Source organism: Congregibacter litoralis KT71, assembly GCF_000153125.2.
In the GTDB taxonomy this organism is placed as follows: domain Bacteria; phylum Pseudomonadota; class Gammaproteobacteria; order Pseudomonadales; family Halieaceae; genus Congregibacter; species Congregibacter litoralis.
This window is the reverse complement of record NZ_CM002299.1, coordinates 1,597,190-1,614,070: the sequence shown is the minus strand read 5'-3', so window position 1 is coordinate 1,614,070 and position 16,881 is coordinate 1,597,190. Positions and strand designations below refer to the sequence as shown.

Here is a 16,881-nt window from a genome sequence, read left to right as displayed (position 1 = left end):
GGTCGAGTAAACTCCCTATTATAAAACTTTAGAGCCCGCGGCGTAACACAGAATTCGCCCGGTAACGCAATTAGTTATAGGAAAATCCATGCCCAGCACCACCGTTGCGGCGGACGTACTGTCTCCCAGCCAGCTCAACCGACAGGCCCGGAGCCTCCTCGAGAGCCATTTCAGCTACGTCTGGATTGAGGGAGAGCTGTCCAATTTTGCGCGGCCATCATCAGGGCACTGGTACTTCACGCTGAAGGACGACAAGGCGCAAGTGCGCTGCGCCATGTTCAAGACCTATAACCAGCGCCTGCGCTTCAGCCCCAATAACGGGGATCAGGTGCGTGTCCGTGCCCGCGTCTCGCTCTACGAAGGTCGCGGAGAATTCCAACTCATTGGCGAGTTCCTCGAGCCCGCCGGCGCCGGGGCCCTGCAGGCACGCTTTGAGGCCCTGCGGGATCAGCTGCGGGCGGAGGGACTTTTCGACGCAGCCAACAAACAGCCCCTACCCCGGTCCGTGAATCATCTCGCCGTTATTACCTCCCCCACGGGCGCCGCCCTGCAGGACATACTCCAGGTGCTTGCCCGGCGGAACCCGTCGATTCGCGTCACCATATTGCCCGTGGCGGTTCAGGGTACCGATGCCCCGGGAGAAATTCGCCAGGCGCTTCAGGAGGCCAATGAATACGCTCGCAGCCGATACGACTGCGACTTTGACGCGGTGATCATCGCCCGGGGCGGCGGTTCTCTGGAGGACCTCTGGGCTTTCAACGATGAGGCCCTTGCCCGGGAGATCGTCGCCAGTAAGCTACCGGTTGTTTCCGGTGTGGGTCACGAAGTCGACGTTACCATCGCAGACTTTGCCGCCGACGTCCGTGCGCCCACGCCCAGTGCGGCGGCAGAACTTCTCAGCGAGGACCGGGTTGAGCTGATTGCACGGCTAGCAGAGGCTCAAAAGCGCTTGCACCGCGCCATGGTGCATCGTCTGGAGCGGGAGCGCATGAACCTGGACCGTATGCGAGCGCGACTGAAACACCCGGGAGATCGACTTCGGGAGCAGGCGCAGCGCCTGGACGAACTCGAAAACCGTCTGAACCGGGCCATCAAACAGCGGCTGGCGCAGCTGCAGCACGCGCAGCAGGCTCGCCGGGAACGGCTCCTGAGTCACAGCCCCCTGCGCCGACTGACAATCAGCCGCGAGAAGGTGGCGCGTCAAAAGGCTGCTTTGGAGGCAGCAATGGCGCAAAAACTGGCATGGCACAGGCAGGGCCTGGAACGCCGGGAGCAGGTTCTGAAAAGCCTCAATCCCCTGGCAATTCTTGAACGCGGCTACGCCATCATCAGCGACGCGCAGGGCGGCGTGGTTCGCGCCAGCGATGCGGTATCGCCAGAGCAGGTCCTGGAAGCAAGGCTTGCAAGGGGACGTCTCAAACTACGGGTCGAGAGTAGCGAATAGGACTGAGGGAGAGCGAGTCTCACCAAGAGGAACTCTCAACAAAATCTGCCCTCCCGGAGTTAGTGGAAGCCGAGGGGAATCAGTATTTGGCGGGTAAGCGCGTATTGATAATGATGTGGCGCCCTTCGAAGCGGATGTACTCCCCGATGGTGAGATCCTTGAGGATCCGGGCCACCATCTCGCGGGAAGCCCCCACGCGATCCGCGATATCCTGCTGGGTCAGTTTCTCGCCGATATACAGCGTACCGTCGCCCCGCTCTTCCGAAAGATCCATGAGTACGTTGGCCACTCGACCATAGACGTCCTGAAGAGCCAGGCTCTTGACGTCAGCGGTGAGTTTGCGCACCCGGGAAGCAAGGTTGGCGATAAGCTTGCGCGAGATACTGGGATGGTCCTCGAGGACGCGGTTGAAGTCTTCTTTATAGATGATGCAGAAATTGCACTTCTCGACGGTTCTCACCGACGCAGAGCGCGTGGAATCATCAAGAAGCGCAAGCTCACCGAAATAGTCGCCCTCGCCCTGGGTGTTCATGATGAACTCTTTGCCGTTCTTGTCGCTGCAATAGACTTTGACTTTGCCGGCCTCGATGACAAACAGGGAATCCGCCGGGTCATTCTCATGAATCACCACGGTGTTTTTTGGAAACGAGCGACTGGTGCTGCTCGCAGCCAGGGCCGCAAGCTCGTCGTCCGAAAGACCCTGAAAAATTTCTACCTTTTGCAACATGGAGTACGCTGAGGCCACCCGTGTTTGTCTGCTTTCGCGGTGAGCTTATGTTACCTCAAATTTTCCGCCGAGCGCATCCAATTCCTGAAACCGCGTTAACCGGCCTCCCTTCCCCGACAATCATGGCTCTCGCTATACTCGACAGCTCGCAATTAACAGGCAGCATCATGCAGCGAACCCCGGCTCCGGCCGTCAGTGAGATAAGCGCGTGAACGATGACCCCCAGAGTACCGTCAGCGTCCCCGAGACCGCCGTTCAGTCCGTCGTGTCTGCACACAGCATCCGCGTTGGATTGCAGTCGGCCGTATTGGAAGTCACGACCCTGGCGGCCACGGAGCTGCCGGAACTTAACGAGGAAGCAAAAAAAGACTGGGCGGCTCTCACGGCCTGCGCGGCCAACATCGCGCCTCTTCTTGAATCAGAAACGGAAGACACCCATGAACTGCGCAATCTCGCCGGCGCGCTCCGGGGCTATGCAGAGATGCTTAGCGAAGTTGTCGCCCAACCCGGTGCCGCGCTGAAAAGCGCCATCGACCGCGTTATGGAGGGCACCGCGGAGCCGGCCCTGTCCGGTACGGCCGCCGATACGGGCGCCGTACAACAGATCGCCAAGATCACCAGCGATCCTGGTTTTATTCTGGCGGTGGACGACCGGGAAGAAAATCGTGCGCTCCTGGCGCGCTACCTCACGCGCAGCGGGCATTTTGTCGTCACGGCACCGAGTGGCGAAGAAGCTCTGGAGATGCTGGCCAACGCCGATGTTGACGTGGTGCTTCTCGATCGCATGATGCCCGGCATGGATGGTCGGGAAGTGCTCCGGCGCATCAAAGCGGAACCCCGGCTGAGGGCCACACCGGTGATCATGATCTCCGGTGAGCAGGATATGCAGGGGATTATCGAATGCATCAAAGCGGGCGCCGACGACTATCTGTTCAAACCTTTCAATCCCGTGCTTCTCCAGGCGCGCATCAAGGCGGGTATTGAGCGCAAGCAGTGGCATGACCGGGAGCAGCTCTACCGCGATCAACTGGAACGCAACGAACGCTTTATCCGCGCCACCTTCGGACGCTACCTCTCTGACGACATCGTCACGGAAATCCTCGAGCGTCCCGAAGGGCTGGAACTGGGCGGTGATCTCCGGGAGGTGACCATCATGATGTCGGATATTCGGGGCTTTACCACCATGAGCGAGCAGCTGCCTCCGGACCGCGTTGTGAGTATGCTCAATCGCTATCTGGGCGCCATGACGGACATCATTCTCGAATACGGTGGCACCATCGATGAGTTTCTGGGTGACGCTATTCTGGCGGTATTCGGCGCCCCCCGGCGTCACGACGATGATCCCGACCGGGCGGCCCGCTGCGCCCTTGCCATGCAGGCGGCCATGGAAGACATCAACGCGGCGAATCGCGAGGATGGGCTGCCGGAGCTTGCCATGGGCATCGCGCTGAACACGGGCAACGTAATCGCCGGTAACATCGGTTCCGAGCGTCGCAGCAAGTACGGTTTTGTTGGCCACGCCATGAACGTGACTTCGCGTATTGAGGATATTGCCCGGCGCGGAGAGATACTCATCGCCGAATCCACACGCCAGGCTCTGGGTGCCGCTTACGCCCTGGGCGACAGCCGGGAGCTTCAGGCCCCGGGCATTGATGAGGTTCTGCTGGTGCATCCCCTGGAACAGGAGCTGCCATGAGCAATCCGCAACTCTTACTGGTCGAGGACAACGAGCTCAATCGCGACATGCTGAGCCGACGCCTGAAGCGCGCCGGCTTTGATGCTCTCATTGCCGAGGATGGCGCCAAGGCCCTGGATTGCATCGAGTCCGAGCATCCCGACCTGGTGCTGCTGGACATGAACCTGCCTCTTATCGACGGCTGGACCGTCTGCAAACGGGTACGGGCCAACAGCGCCCTCGCGGGGACACCGATTATTGCCCTCACGGCCCACGCCATGCCTGAAGATCGCGACAAAGCGATCGCTGCGGGTTGCGATGACTACGCCACCAAGCCCATTGATTTCCCGGCGCTCCTGGAGAAAATCAAACGGCTCCTTGAATCCCGGAAACTCCAGACATGAGTCTTCGCCGGCGATTAACCCTCTCCCTGTTCACCATCCTCATTTTGTTTGCCATCAACGTGGGCACGCATTTCTGGGGAAGCTATGCGCGAAGCGAGAGTATGGTCGCCTACCGCCAGGCGGTGACCGCGGGTCAGCTCTCCGGTGAGCTTGCCAAGCAGCTGGAGGACCAGCGTCAGAAGATCCTTGTCCTCTCGACGCTTAGAGAGAACACCGATGACCGCCTGGCCGAGGAAGATCTGCGCAGCGCTCTTGCCGGTATAGCCGCCACCCGAAGCACCGTGGAGGCTCTCGGGGGTATGGGAAGCGATGTCACCGCCCTGCAATTCAATCTCTTGCGCGAAAGCAGCACACGTCTCCTGGCGAGCTGGCGGGACTTCTACGAACGTTACAACGACCCCGACTGGCAATCAGACGTGGACGACCCTATCCCCTATCTCGAGGCCAGTCAGCGCCTGAAGGAATTGGAACAACGCCAGGCTTTCATTGCGGTGCAGCGCGCCAACGTCATTGATCGCACCATCGCCCTGACGGACAGGATCACGGTGCTGGGGTTCATCGCGTCAATCTTCTTAACGGCGACCCTGGGCTTTTTTCTTGTGCGCTACACCAATGACAATCTCAAGCGTCTGAAACGTGGCACCCAACGTCTCGGCGCCGGGGAGCTCGATTATCGCATCGACGATATTGACGATGACGGTGAGCTGGGCGACCTTGCCATTGCTTTCAACACCATGTCAGACAAACTGAGGCGCGCCATTGACGAGGAGATCGACGCCAAACAAAGCGCCGATGAGGCGAATGCCGCCAAATCCCGTTTCCTCGCCAACGTGAGCCACGAGCTGCGCACCCCGCTGAACGCCATCATCGGGTACAGCGAAATGCTTCATGATGAACTCGATGATGAGGCCCCGGTAGACCGGGAGCAGTATCAGAGCGATCTCGACAAAATTGTTCTGTCCGGCCGCCAGCTATTGGCGCTTATTGATGACATTCTCGATCTGTCAAAGATCGAAACGGGAAAGATGACCCTGGTGCGGGAAGCCTTTCATCCCGGAGAGGCACTCACCATGGCCGTCGATGCCCTTGCGCCTCTGCTGCGAAGAAACGGCAACGTCTTGGAATGCGATGACTTCAGCGACCTCCCCCAGATCCACAACGACGCAGTCAAATTCCGCCAGGTCATTGTCAACCTCCTGAGCAACGCCGCTAAGTTCACGGAACAGGGTGTCATTCGGGTGAGTGCCTCCTTTGAGGCGTCTTCGGCGCAGCTGTCTATTGCCGTGAGCGACACCGGTATTGGCATGACTGAGGAGCAGCAGGCCCTGGTCTTCGATGCCTTTGTGCAGGCGGAGGACACCACGAGCAATACCTATGGCGGCACGGGTCTGGGACTCGCGATCTGCCGGGATTTCTGCGAACTCATGGGGGGCACGATTGCGGTACAGAGCAGCCCCGGAGAAGGCTCAGTGTTTACCGTCAGTCTTCCGGCTGACCCAGAGTCAGTTCCCGCAGCCGCTTGAGGGCCTGCTCCCGTTTATCGAGATCCTCCTGCAACATCCCCGTTCGGCTCTCCAGATCCCAGATGTGTCTCTCCATCAGCACGAAGGACTCCAGCGCCTGCTGCATGATCACAATGCTGTGATGCTTTTGCCCCGCGGGCTCCCGGGACTGCAAATCCGTGTAGGCGAGGAGCGCAGCATCCACGTCGTAGAAAGGGCTGCTGGGCAACATGCTCACATAGGCGATGGCAAGATCCCCTTCCCATTGCGCCAGGGGTAACTGCTCCAGACGCTGGTAACGCTGGAAATACTGCACCGCCTCGATGTACTCACCATCGGCCAGCGTCTCCATGCCCCGCTCCAGGAACGTCCGGTCGTTCTCTTCGGCTGACTGACAAACGCAGTTCTCCGGCTCTTCCGGCAGGTTCAGGGTTAACTTCACGTCCTCGGGCGAGCGCTGCGCAGGGGGTTCTACCGGCTCCGGCGGCGTCGCCGCACAGGCAACCAGAAGTGTGGTGCATGCCAGAGGAATCAGCTTCTGTAGCATAGTCTGTTCTTCGCAATCAGTACGGGGTCGAGTGTAGCACCTGCCGCCGCAGGCTGATCACTCCGGACGCATGTGGGGAAACAGGAGCACATCGCGGATGGACGGCGAATCCGTGAGCAGCATCACCAGGCGATCGATGCCGATGCCCTCCCCCGCCGTCGGCGGCATTCCGTATTCCAGAGCGCGCACGTAGTCCGCATCAAAATGCATAGCTTCCTCGTCGCCGGCGTCTTTCTGCTCCACCTGCTCCTGAAAACGCTGGGCCTGATCCTCGGCGTCATTAAGCTCACTGAAGCCGTTGGCGAGTTCACGACCGGCAACAAAAAACTCAAAGCGATCGGTCACGAAAGGATCCTCGTCATTACGACGGGCCAGGGGGGAGACCTCCGTGGGGTAAGCAGTAATGAAGGTCGGCTGTTCCAGTCGGTGTTCCGCGGTTTTTTCAAAGATCTCTATCTGGATTTTGCCAAGCCCCCAGGCGTCGCTAACCTCGATGCCCAGGCCCTCGGCAACGCCTTTTGCCGTTTCGCGCTCAGCGATGTCCGCAGCGCTCAAGGACGGGTTGTGAGCCAGGATAGCGTCGATAACGGTCATGCGGGCGAAGGGCTTGGAAAAATCGAAGACCTGCCCCTGATACGTCACCTGCTGCGTACCCAGAACCTCCTCCGTGAGACCCCGGAGCATGGCTTCTGTCAGATCCATGGCATCGCGATAATCCGCGTAGGCCCAGTAATACTCGAGCATGGTGAATTCCGGGTTGTGCCGGGTAGACAGGCCCTCGTTGCGAAAATTGCGGTTGATTTCATAGACCCTCTCGAAGCCACCCACCGTCAGGCGTTTGAGATACAGCTCCGGCGCAATGCGCAGGTACATCGTCAGGTCCAGGGCATTGTGGTGTGTCACAAAGGGCTTTGCCGCCGCGCCGCCGGGAATCGGCTGCATCATCGGTGTCTCCACCTCCATAAACTCCCGGGCATCCATGAATTTCCGGATGTAGCTGATAACCTTTGAGCGGGTACGAAATACATCCCGGGAACTCTCATTAACGATGAGATCGACGTAGCGCTGACGATAGCGCAGTTCCTGATCCGCAAGGCCATGGTATTTGTCCGGCAGGGGACGCAGCGCCTTGGTCAGAAGTCGCGCCTCGCGCATATTGATGTAGAGATCCCCTTTACCCGAGCGGTGCAGAGGCCCCCGGGCCGCCACGATGTCACCGAGATCCCAGCTCTTGATGGCGGCAAGGGTATCCTCATCAAGCCCCTTGCGATCGACGTATAGCTGGATCTGCCCCTCGCCATCCTGAATCAGCAAAAAGGCACCGCGATTGCGAATAAGCCGACCGGCAACGGCGAACTCTTCGCTGCGCGCTTCCAGGGTGGCTTTATCGTCTTCGGCATAATCCCGCTGCAGCTGAGCCGCAGTGGCGCTTCGGCGAAAATCGTTGGGAAAGGGATTACCCTGCTCCCGCAGACCGGCGAGCTTGCCCCGCCGCTCTGCAATGAGCTTGTTTTCATCCTCAGCAGTTTGCGGCGCTGTGTTGTCTGTATCACTCATAAATTCTTTCCCGACTCCTGACGAACCCGTTCGAAACAGAACGCATCCGTTAGCTATCTATCACTCGTCTGTCGCTTATCGGTCGTCTGTCGACCGATTCCTCAAACCGTATCCGGCATTACAGCCCGCTCTTCAGAGAGGCCTCGATAAACTGATCGATATCCCCGTCAAGCACCGCCTGGGTGTTGCTGGTTTCAACGTTGGTGCGCAGGTCCTTGATTCGCGAGGCATCGAGAACATAGCTGCGGATCTGGCTTCCCCAGCCTATGTCTGCCTTGTTGTCTTCCATGATCTGTTTTTCTTCGTTGCGCTTGAGAATTTCCATCTCGTACAGCTTGCCCCGAAGAAGCTTCATGGCGTTGTCCCGGTTCTGATGCTGAGAGCGCTCCGTCTGGCATTGCACGACAATCCCCGAGGGATTGTGGGTCAGACGCACCGCTGAATCGGTTTTGTTGACGTGCTGCCCGCCAGCGCCGCTGGCGCGGTAGGTATCCACGCGCAGATCCGCCGGGTTGATCTCAATCTCGATGTTGTCGTCGATCTCCGGCGCCACAAATACCGAGGCGAAGGAGGTATGGCGACGATTCCCGGAATCAAAGGGCGACTTGCGCACCAGGCGATGCACACCGGTCTCCGTGCGGAGCCAGCCAAAAGCGTATTCACCGGTAAACTTGATGGTCGCGCTCTTGATGCCCGCAACGTCTCCCCCGGAGGCTTCGATTAACTCCGTGGAAAACCCCTTGGCCTCACCCCAGCGCAGATACATGCGCAGGAGTATCTCCGCCCAATCCTGAGCTTCCGTGCCGCCGGAACCCGACTGAATATCGAGAAAGGCGTTATTGGGATCCATCTCGCCATTGAACATGCGCCGGAACTCAAGCTTCTCCAGCACCTTGAGGAGTCCCTGAATTTCCTGCTCCAGCTCCGCGACGGCGGCCTCGTCATCCTCCTCCGCGGCCATCTCAATGAGATCGAGGGTATCGGACGCCCCCGTGTCCAGGGCGTCAATGGAGCTCACGATAGCTTCCAGGGAGGAGCGCTCCCGGCCAAGATCCTGGGCCCGCTCGGGGTTGTCCCAAACGCTGGGTTCCGCCAGCTCGAGCTCTACTTCCGAAAGACGTTCCCGTCGCTGATCGACGTCAAAGATACCCCCTAAGCACGTCCGTACGTGCCTCGATATCCTTGAGACTTTGAATAAGGGGATTGATCTCCAACATAGAAAACGCCTGCCAAAAAAAGGTCGCTATTCTACCTTAGGGAAGGCCCAAAGAGACATCTTCAGAGCGCTTCGATTTGCTCCACCAGCAGCTGCAGGCGCCGCTCACCGCGGAAATGATTCACATCCAGGCGATAGGCGAGACGGACTTCCTTGACGGAGGGGTCGGGCCAGCGCTCCACATCAATCCCAAAGGCAATCGCATCCAGGGAAGCGCCATCACCGGGTTTGGCGAGGCTCATCTTCAGATGACGCTCTCCGACGATGCGCTGGGAGCGCAGCTCAAACACGCCGTCAAACAGCGGCTCGGGGAACATCTGGCCCCAGGGACCCGCCTGGCGCAGCATTTCCGCCGTAGTGAGATCGAAGTCCTCGGGGGTCAGCTCCCCATCACTGTCGAGCACAGGCTCGAGGTTCAATCCGCCGGCCTTTTCCACCGCGGCGGTAAAAGCCTCGGCAAAATCGTCAAAATGGGCCTCCGGCAGCGACAGCCCCGCGGCCATGGCGTGCCCGCCAAAACGGTCAATAAGGCCCGGGTGCCCCGTGGCGACCTCGTCGAGCAGATCCCGAAGATGCATACCGGGAATACCGCGTCCCGAGCCCTTGAGCTCGCCCTCACCGCTGTGGGCAAAGGCGATAACAGGACGATGAAAACGATCCTTGATGCGCGAGGCCAGAATACCCACGACACCCTGATGCCAATGAGGATCGTGAAGCACCAGGGCCGCCGGCAGGTCCGCATCCTCCAGCCTGAGGGCTGCCAGGGCCGCGAGGGCCTCCTCCTCCATGCCCCGCTCAATACGCTGACGCTCCCGGTTCATGCCGTCGAGCTGCAACGCAATGCGTCGCGCCTCCTGGGGATCATCAGCGAGGAGACATTCAATACCCAGAGACATATCGTCCAGGCGTCCTGCGGCATTCAAGCGGGGACCCGCGGCAAAACCCAGGTCGCTGGCCACCACCAGGAGAGGATCCCGCCCCGCCACGCTGAGGAGCGCGTTGATGCCGGCACGGGCACGACCGCTGCGCATCCGTGCCAGCCCCCCTTCCACAAGAATGCGGTTGTTGTGATCCAGGGGCACCACGTCGGCCACGGTGCCCAGGGCAACAAGATCAAGAAAGGCACCCAGGTGGGGCGTCTCCAGGCCCCGCCGGGCAAACCAGCCCTCGTCGCGAAGGCGGCTGCGCAGGGCCAGGAGCAGGTAGAACATCACGCCTACCCCCGCCAGCGCCTTGCTGGGAAACGCACACCCCGTCTGGTTGGGGTTTACGATGGCTGTGGCTCTGGGTAACTCCTTTCCCGGCAAATGGTGATCGGTAATCAGAACCTCAATCCCCAGGGCATTGGCGGCATCCACACCATCGACGGATGAAATGCCGTTGTCCACGGTAATAATCAGGTCCGGTTGTCGCTGGGCTCCCAGGGCAACGATGCCCGGCGTAAGGCCGTAGCCAAATTCAAAGCGGTTAGGCACCAGGTAATCGACATGGCTTGCGCCGAACTGACGAAGCGCTTTGATAGCGAGCGCGGTGCTCGTTGCCCCATCGGCATCAAAGTCACCGACGATGAGAATGCGCTCATCCCGGTCGAGGGCCTCATGGAGTCGCTCCGTAGCCGCCGGCAAACCCGTCAGCAGTGACGGAGGGTGAAGGGCTGACAGGGCAAGATCCAATTCCCCGGCGTCTTGCACCCCCCGGGCGGCAAAAACACGCGCAAGAATGGGCGGCAGTTCCCTAAGACTCTCTGCGCCGCTACAGTCCCGTCGGCTGATATTCCGGGTTCCGCGGGACAATTAGGCGCCCAGGTGGCCGGACATAAAGCGCTGCACGGCAGCGATATCGTTCGGCAACACATCAAAGTGCTCCGAGCGCTCAAAGAGATCTGCCAGATGCACCGGCAGCTGGGCTGTCGTGCCCACGGCCGACGCCTTGATAGCGTCAGGGAACTTGGCGGGGTGAGCGGTAGCCAGGGTTACCCACGGTGTCTGCGTGTTTGCCCCCGGCTGGGTTGCCGCCGCGTAACCGATGGCACTGTGGGGATCCAGGAGGTATTCGGTCCTCCCCCAGACATCCGCAATGCAGGCCAGGGTCTGGGCATCATCCACCCGGTGACTCGCAAACAGCTGTCGGGCCTTTTCCATGGCGGCGTCCGAAAGCGTAATATCACCGTCGTCAAAGGCCGCCATCAACGAGGCAATCGCTGCTCCGTCACGCTCGTAAAGATCAAACATCAGTCGCTCAAAGTTGCTCGATACGGAGATATCCATGCTGGGCGAGAGCGTGTGTTCCAGGGTCTGCCGCGCGTAATCACCGGTGCTCAGGAGGCGGTGGAGCACATCATTGCGATTTGTTGCGATCATCAATTGCGCCACGGGAAGACCCATCTTGGACGCGAGATACCCCGCAAAAATATCACCGAAATTCCCCGTAGGAACGGAGTAAGCGGCAGCGCGATGGGGTGCGCCCAAGCGCAGGCCCGCGTAAAAATAATAGACAATCTGCGCCATGATGCGCGCCCAGTTGATGGAGTTGACCGCCACCAGCCGTCGCCCGTCAGGCAGAAAGCTCTGATCCCGAAAACTGGCTTTCACCATCGCCTGACAATCATCGAAGTTACCCTCGATAGCCAGATTGTGAATTGTCGGCGCGCTGAGCGTCGTCATCTGCCGTCGCTGCACCTCGGACACGCGCCCATGAGGGTGAAGAATAAAGATGTCGATATTCTCGCAGCGCTCACAGCCCGCGATGGCTGCTGAGCCCGTATCCCCCGAGGTCGCGCCCATAATGACGACCTTCTCACCACGGCGTTTGAGTATCGCGTCCAGCAAACGACCCAGAAGCTGGAGGGCAAAATCCTTAAAGGCCAGCGTAGGTCCATGAAAAAGCTCCAACACCCATTGATTGTGATCGAGCTGCACCAGGGGGGCGACGGCGGAGTGGCGGAACACGGCATAGGTGTCATCAATGATTTCCCGCAGTTCTTCGCCAGTAAAAGCCTCCTCCACAAAGGGCAGCAGGATGCGGTGCGCCAGGGAGGGGTAATCGAGAGACGCCATTGCCTCAAGTTCCGCAGAGGTGAAACTGGGCAGGCTCTCGGGGACATAGAGGCCGCCGTCACTGGCTAAACCGGTGAGAAGCACCTCCTCAAAACTCAGCGTTGGTGCCGAACCGCGAGTACTTATGTAACGCACAGCTTTCCCTCTAGTCTAAGGATTCTATTCGGATGCAATGGGGTTCCGTGATGCCCGGCAAGGCCGAAATAGCCGCCACGGCTCTGCGCAGCGCGTCCTCCCGGGCCGTATTTGTCAGCACAACCACGGGCACCGTAGCCGCTGCCGCTTTTGGCGGCTTTTGTATAAGCGCTTCGATGCTAATGCCTTCTGCGCCCAGGCAGCTGGCCAGCTGAGACATCACCCCCGGACGATCCTCGGCCTGCAAGCGAAGGTACCAGGCACTGCTCACCGCCTCCATGGGCAGCGTTGGCAACGCCTTTAGCGCTTTGACCGGCACGCCAAGACAGTGCACGGGCTCTGCACCGGCCCGGGCGAGATCCACAATATCGGCGACCACCGCCGACGCGGTTGGCAGGCGCCCGGCTCCCGCTCCGGAGTACACGGTCTCTCCTGCGGCATGCCCCTCCAGGCGCACGGCATTGAGTACCCCGTCCACGTTGGCCAGGAGAGCATCTTTGGGAAGCAGTGTGGGATGTACACGGAGCTCGACGCCGTCGGCATGCGCCTTGGCGATACCCAGATGCTTGATGCGATACCCCAACTCGTCGGCGAACTGAATATCCGCCGGCGTTACCGCACTGATGCCCTCACAGAAAACCCCCGAAAAGTTCAAGGGCGTAGAGAAGGCCATGGCCGCAAGAATACTGAGTTTATGCGCCGCATCGACGCCCTCAACGTCAAAAGTGGGGTCGGCTTCGGCGTAACCTAAGGCCTGGGCTTCCGCCAGAACATCGTCAAAGGAGCGCTGGTGAGCGCCCATTTCGGTCAGGATGAAATTCCCTGTGCCGTTGATAATCCCCGACACCTCCGTCACGGTGTTCGCGGCCATACCGTCGCGCAGGGCCTTGAGTATGGGTATGCCGCCGGCAACCGCGGCCTCGCAAAGGAGACTCTGACCACACTCCTCCGCAAGGGCCAGGAGTGCGTTACCGTGCTCGGCTATCAACGCCTTATTGGCCGTGACTACGGACTTTCCACTGCGCAGTGCGGTCTCAACAAGATCTCTGGCCAGCTCTGTCCCGCCGATACATTCGACGAGCACATCAACATCCTCTGCCTGCGCCACCTCCAAGAGATCGCGATGCACCGGCACATCCCCCAGGGGGCAGTCATCCCGGTCCCGCCGGGCACCGACGCGCGTCAGGGCCAGGGGGCGGCCCGCGCGGCTCGCCAACAGAGAAGCCTGATCGCGGAGCAGCTCGATGGTGCCGCCTCCGACAGTGCCGTTGCCGCAGACTCCAATACGCAATGCGCTCATGCTAAAAAACTCTCCAAATACTGCTTGTTGTGGATGCCGCGTTTAATACTATGGCGGTGAGATCAGCGGACGCCTTAGCCCTCGCTGACGCCGTCCTCGCGGAACATACGCTTGATATTGCGGATCGCCTGACGAGTTCGGTGCTCGTTCTCAATCAGCCCGAAGCGCACATAACCCTCGCCATACTCACCAAAGCCGATGCCGGGTGACACGGCCACCTTGGCCTCGCGAATCAGCTTTTTACTGAATTCCAGAGATCCCATCTCCCTGTAGGCCTCGGGTATCTGCGCCCAGACAAACATGGTCGCCTTGGGGGGCGTAACCGGCCAGCCGCTCGCGGTGAGCCCCTCGCAAAGCACATCGCGGCGGGACTGGTACATAGCGTTGATCTCCGACACGCAGCTCTGATCTCCCTCCAGGGCTGCGATCGCGGCTACCTGAATCGGCGTGAACATGCCGTAATCCAAATAGGATTTCATGCGCGCCAGGGCGCCCACCAGGGTAGTGTTCCCGCAGCAAAAGCCGATGCGCCAGCCGGGCATATTGTAGCTCTTTGACATGCTGAAGGTTTCAACGGCCACCTCTCGCGCCCCCTCCACCTGCAGAATCGACGGCGCGACATAGCCGTCGAAGCACAAATCGGCATAGGCAAGATCCTGCACCACCCAGATTTGATGCTCCCGGGCAATATCCACCACCTTCTCAAAAAATGGCAGTTCGACACAGTGGGTCGTGGGATTGGAGGGAAAGTTCAGCACCAGCATCTTCGGCTTGGGCCAGCTGTTGCGAATAGCGCTCTCCAGTTCCTGAAAAAACTCCTCCTCGTCGCCCATGGGTACATGGCGGATATCCGCACCGGAGATCACAAAGCCATAGGGATGGATGGGATAGGAAGGATTGGGTACCAGGATCGCGTCTCCGGGCCCCGTAGTCGCCAGGGCAAGGTGCGCAAGCCCTTCTTTTGAGCCCAGAGTGACAATGGCCTCCGTGTCCGGGTCGAGCTCCACATCGTAACGTTTGCGATACCAGTCACAGATCGCCTTGCGCAGACGGGGAATACCCTTGGACTGGGAGTAGCGGTGGGTATCCGGACGCTGGGCCGCCTCCACCATTTTCTCGACAATATGGGCCGGCGTGGGCTGGTCGGGATTGCCCATACCAAAATCAATAATGTCTTCCCCCGCAGCGCGGGCCGCCTGCTTCAGGTCGCCGACGATACTGAAAACATAGGGAGGAAGGCGCTCAATGCGCTGAAATTGCTGTTCCACGGGTACTCGCTGTCGCTGGGTGACTGATAAGAAACTATGCTGTGCAGAGCTGTTTAACTCTCGGCGCTGTTCAACATGCAGCGCCGTTTAAAAACGACTGAACAGCGCTGTTAAGCACTTCACTGAAAGCGTCGCGCCGATGCGCCTCTGCGCTCTGCGACGCTATTGTAAACCCAGCACGGCCATCAAATCATCGGCGCTCTTATAGCCGGGAATCATTTCACCCGACGGCGTAACAATCGCCGGGGTGCCACGTACGCCGATTTGCTGTCCCAGGGCAAACTGATCTGCCACGGGGTTGCCGGGGCATACGTTCTCTTCGAGTTCTTCACGGTTTTTAAATGCCGTCAGGGTCGCCTGGCGGTCATCGGCACACCAGGCGCTGGCAAGCTGCCTAAAACCCGGGGAACCAATACCCTGCCGCGGGTAAGCCAGGTAGCGTACTTCGACGCCGCGACGATTTAACTCCGGGACTTCCTTGTGCAGCTTCTGGCAGTAAAAGCAGGAGACGTCGGTAAACACAGTGATCTGACTGCGAGTTTCGCCCTCCGCAGGAAACACAATGACATCTTTCTCCGCGACAGCTGCGACGGCCGCCTTGCGGTCATTGGAGCGCTGCTGCTCTCCAAGATTCACAAGCCCCGTGAGCCCGACGTTATAGAGATCACCCACAAGAAAATAATCACCGCTCTCGGTGGCGTACACCGTCGGCCCCTGCACGATACCGACGCGATAGAGGCCGGGGAGCTCACTGGTCTCGACGCTTCTCACCTCAAGACCAATCTGTGGCGCACCCAGCCGCAGACGGAGTTTCTTTTCGATGGCGGGATCAACGCCCTCGGCGGCGCTCGCTGCGTAGGAGAAACCCAGAGCGCTCAAACCCAGCCCCAGGAAGAGGCTCAGGACTGTCTGGCGAAGGGAAGTCCGGCGTAAATACATGACATGAGTCCCATTGCTTGGCCGCTACCCACGGCGATTAAAGTGCTTGCTTAAAGGTCTGATTGTAACAGTGTTCAATAGTTCACTCAGCAAAAGATGGTGGGTCGCCCGGCAGACGCCCAAGCTAACAACGCCACTGAGGAAACATGGCCAAGGGCAATTATCCCCGGGGGTGATGCTTTGCGTGGAGACTCTGGAGACGCTGCCGGGCAACGTGGGTATAGATCTGCGTGGTGCTCAGATCACTGTGCCCCAGGAGCAACTGCACAACCCGCAGGTCAGCCCCATGATTCACCAGATGCGTGGCAAAGGCATGTCGTAAGACATGGGGCGAGATGGGTTTGCGGATACCCGCCGTCATCGCGTGCTGCTTGATGCGATGCCAGAAGGTTTGCCGTGTCATCTCCCTGGCGCGACGACTGGGAAACAGGACATCCGATGACGTTTCACCCAACAGTTCCGGCCTCACGTCCCGAAGGAACCGCTGCAACCAATGGAGCGCTTCCTCACCGATGGGCACAAGACGCTCCTTCCCGCCTTTACCCACAATACGCAGCACCCCCTGGTTGAGACTGAGCTGTGAAAGGGTCAATCCCGTGAGCTCCGATACACGCAGACCACAGGCATAAAGCAGCTCCAACATGCAGCGGTCGCGAAATCCGATGGGGTCATCAAGCTTCGGCGCTTTAAGCAGGGCATCAACATCTACCTCGGACAGGGTTTTGGGAAGGGGGCGCCCCAGACGGGGGCTGTCCAGACCCAGCGTAGGATCCGTATCGAGCTGCCCGCTGCGAAGCAGATACCGATAAAAGCCCCGAAGACAGGATAGCGCCCGGGCCGCAGACCTTGGGGAGCTCTTTTTTTCCAGGAGACTGGCCAGGTACGCCTCAATGTCGCTGCGCTCAATCTGCGTAGCGGTGCGCTGGCGGCTCAACGCCCAACGGGCGAAGGCCTGAAGATCCCTGCGATAGGCAGCCAGCGTGTTTTCGCTCAAACCCTTTTCCATCCAGACCGCGTCCAGATAGCTTTCGAGCAGGGGAGAATCGATGGAATGGGTGGCGTCTGACATGCGCAGAGCTTAGCAAACCTGTCCCTGAACAGCGGTATGGGC

General features: G+C 59.6%; 14 protein-coding genes. 4 read left to right on the top strand and 10 right to left on the bottom strand.

Annotation, left to right across the window (positions count from 1 at the left end; translation table 11 throughout):
- The first annotated feature begins 88 nt into the window (after positions 1–88).
- Entirely contained in the window at positions 89–1,444 is a 1,356-nt protein-coding gene (gene xseA, locus KT71_RS07380; protein ID WP_008296065.1) for an exodeoxyribonuclease VII large subunit, read from the top strand.
- 79 nt (positions 1,445–1,523) lie between these two features.
- Here xseA and KT71_RS07375 read toward each other — a convergent pair whose 3' ends face one another.
- Complete coding sequence (locus KT71_RS07375) at positions 1,524–2,171, bottom strand: Crp/Fnr family transcriptional regulator (protein WP_008296066.1); 648 nt, start codon at positions 2,169–2,171, stop codon at positions 1,524–1,526.
- Between the two features lie 208 nt (positions 2,172–2,379).
- On the opposite strand from KT71_RS07375, the gene KT71_RS07370 reads away from it, so the two are divergent.
- The 3 genes from KT71_RS07370 to KT71_RS07360 are packed head-to-tail and all read left to right on the top strand — an operon-like array spanning position 2,380 to position 5,773.
- Positions 2,380–3,867: an adenylate/guanylate cyclase domain-containing protein gene (locus KT71_RS07370; protein WP_008296067.1), complete on the top strand. Its 1,488-nt coding sequence runs from the start codon at positions 2,380–2,382 to the stop codon at positions 3,865–3,867.
- A complete protein-coding gene (locus KT71_RS07365; protein WP_008296068.1) occupies positions 3,864–4,250 on the top strand; it encodes a response regulator in 387 nt (128 codons plus the stop codon). Before KT71_RS07370 ends, KT71_RS07365 begins: the two co-directional genes overlap by 4 nt.
- Positions 4,247–5,773 carry a sensor histidine kinase gene (locus KT71_RS07360; RefSeq protein ID WP_008296069.1) on the top strand — a complete coding sequence of 509 codons (1,527 nt, stop codon included), beginning with the start codon at positions 4,247–4,249 and terminating at the stop codon, positions 5,771–5,773. Before KT71_RS07365 ends, KT71_RS07360 begins: the two co-directional genes overlap by 4 nt.
- Here the strand turns inward: KT71_RS07360 and KT71_RS07355 are convergent.
- From KT71_RS07355 to xerD, 9 genes are all read right to left on the bottom strand, one after another.
- A complete protein-coding gene (locus tag KT71_RS07355) occupies positions 5,730–6,299 on the bottom strand; it encodes an outer membrane protein assembly factor BamD (protein ID WP_008296070.1) in 570 nt (189 codons plus the stop codon). The genes KT71_RS07360 and KT71_RS07355 overlap by 44 nt on opposite strands.
- A gap of 57 nt (positions 6,300–6,356) precedes the next feature.
- A complete protein-coding gene (lysS, locus tag KT71_RS07350) occupies positions 6,357–7,856 on the bottom strand; it encodes a lysine--tRNA ligase (RefSeq protein ID WP_008296071.1) in 1,500 nt (499 codons plus the stop codon).
- 118 nt (positions 7,857–7,974) lie between these two features.
- Positions 7,975–9,073 (bottom strand): peptide chain release factor 2 gene (gene prfB, locus KT71_RS07345; protein WP_152025192.1). Its coding sequence is split into 2 segments (ribosomal slippage): positions 7,975–8,997 and positions 8,999–9,073, totalling 1,098 coding nucleotides; the frame shifts between segments, so codons are not numbered across the junction.
- A 61-nt stretch (positions 9,074–9,134) separates the two neighbouring features.
- Positions 9,135–10,865, bottom strand: a complete 1,731-nt coding sequence (gene recJ, locus KT71_RS07340; RefSeq protein WP_008296073.1) for a single-stranded-DNA-specific exonuclease RecJ — start codon at positions 10,863–10,865, stop codon at positions 9,135–9,137.
- Positions 10,866–12,263, bottom strand: coding sequence for a threonine synthase (gene thrC / locus KT71_RS07335; protein WP_023659416.1), 1,398 nt, complete (start codon positions 12,261–12,263; stop codon positions 10,866–10,868).
- Between the two features lie 10 nt (positions 12,264–12,273).
- Entirely contained in the window at positions 12,274–13,563 is a 1,290-nt protein-coding gene (locus KT71_RS07330; protein ID WP_008296075.1) for a homoserine dehydrogenase, read from the bottom strand.
- 74 nt (positions 13,564–13,637) lie between these two features.
- Positions 13,638–14,831 carry an alanine transaminase gene (alaC, locus tag KT71_RS07325; RefSeq protein ID WP_008296076.1) on the bottom strand — a complete coding sequence of 398 codons (1,194 nt, stop codon included), beginning with the start codon at positions 14,829–14,831 and terminating at the stop codon, positions 13,638–13,640.
- A 162-nt stretch (positions 14,832–14,993) separates the two neighbouring features.
- Positions 14,994–15,770 (bottom strand): DsbC family protein, encoded by a 777-nt coding sequence (locus KT71_RS07320; RefSeq protein WP_008296077.1) that lies wholly within the window; start codon positions 15,768–15,770, stop codon positions 14,994–14,996.
- Between the two features lie 160 nt (positions 15,771–15,930).
- Positions 15,931–16,839 carry a site-specific tyrosine recombinase XerD gene (gene xerD / locus KT71_RS07315; protein WP_008296078.1) on the bottom strand — a complete coding sequence of 303 codons (909 nt, stop codon included), beginning with the start codon at positions 16,837–16,839 and terminating at the stop codon, positions 15,931–15,933.
- Between the last annotated feature and the right edge of the window lie 42 nt (positions 16,840–16,881).

Coding starts and splice junctions, on each gene's coding strand:
- xseA (WP_008296065.1), top strand. CDS start 89: ATGCCCAGCACCACCGTTGCGGCGGACGTACTGTCTCCCAGCCAGCTC.
- KT71_RS07375 (WP_008296066.1), bottom strand. CDS start 2,171: ATGTTGCAAAAGGTAGAAATTTTTCAGGGTCTTTCGGACGACGAGCTT.
- KT71_RS07365 (WP_008296068.1), top strand. CDS start 3,864: ATGAGCAATCCGCAACTCTTACTGGTCGAGGACAACGAGCTCAATCGC.
- KT71_RS07360 (WP_008296069.1), top strand. CDS start 4,247: ATGAGTCTTCGCCGGCGATTAACCCTCTCCCTGTTCACCATCCTCATT.
- KT71_RS07355 (WP_008296070.1), bottom strand. CDS start 6,299: ATGCTACAGAAGCTGATTCCTCTGGCATGCACCACACTTCTGGTTGCC.
- lysS (WP_008296071.1), bottom strand. CDS start 7,856: ATGAGTGATACAGACAACACAGCGCCGCAAACTGCTGAGGATGAAAAC.
- KT71_RS07330 (WP_008296075.1), bottom strand. CDS start 13,563: ATGAGCGCATTGCGTATTGGAGTCTGCGGCAACGGCACTGTCGGAGGC.
- KT71_RS07320 (WP_008296077.1), bottom strand. CDS start 15,770: ATGTATTTACGCCGGACTTCCCTTCGCCAGACAGTCCTGAGCCTCTTC.
- xerD (WP_008296078.1), bottom strand. CDS start 16,839: ATGTCAGACGCCACCCATTCCATCGATTCTCCCCTGCTCGAAAGCTAT.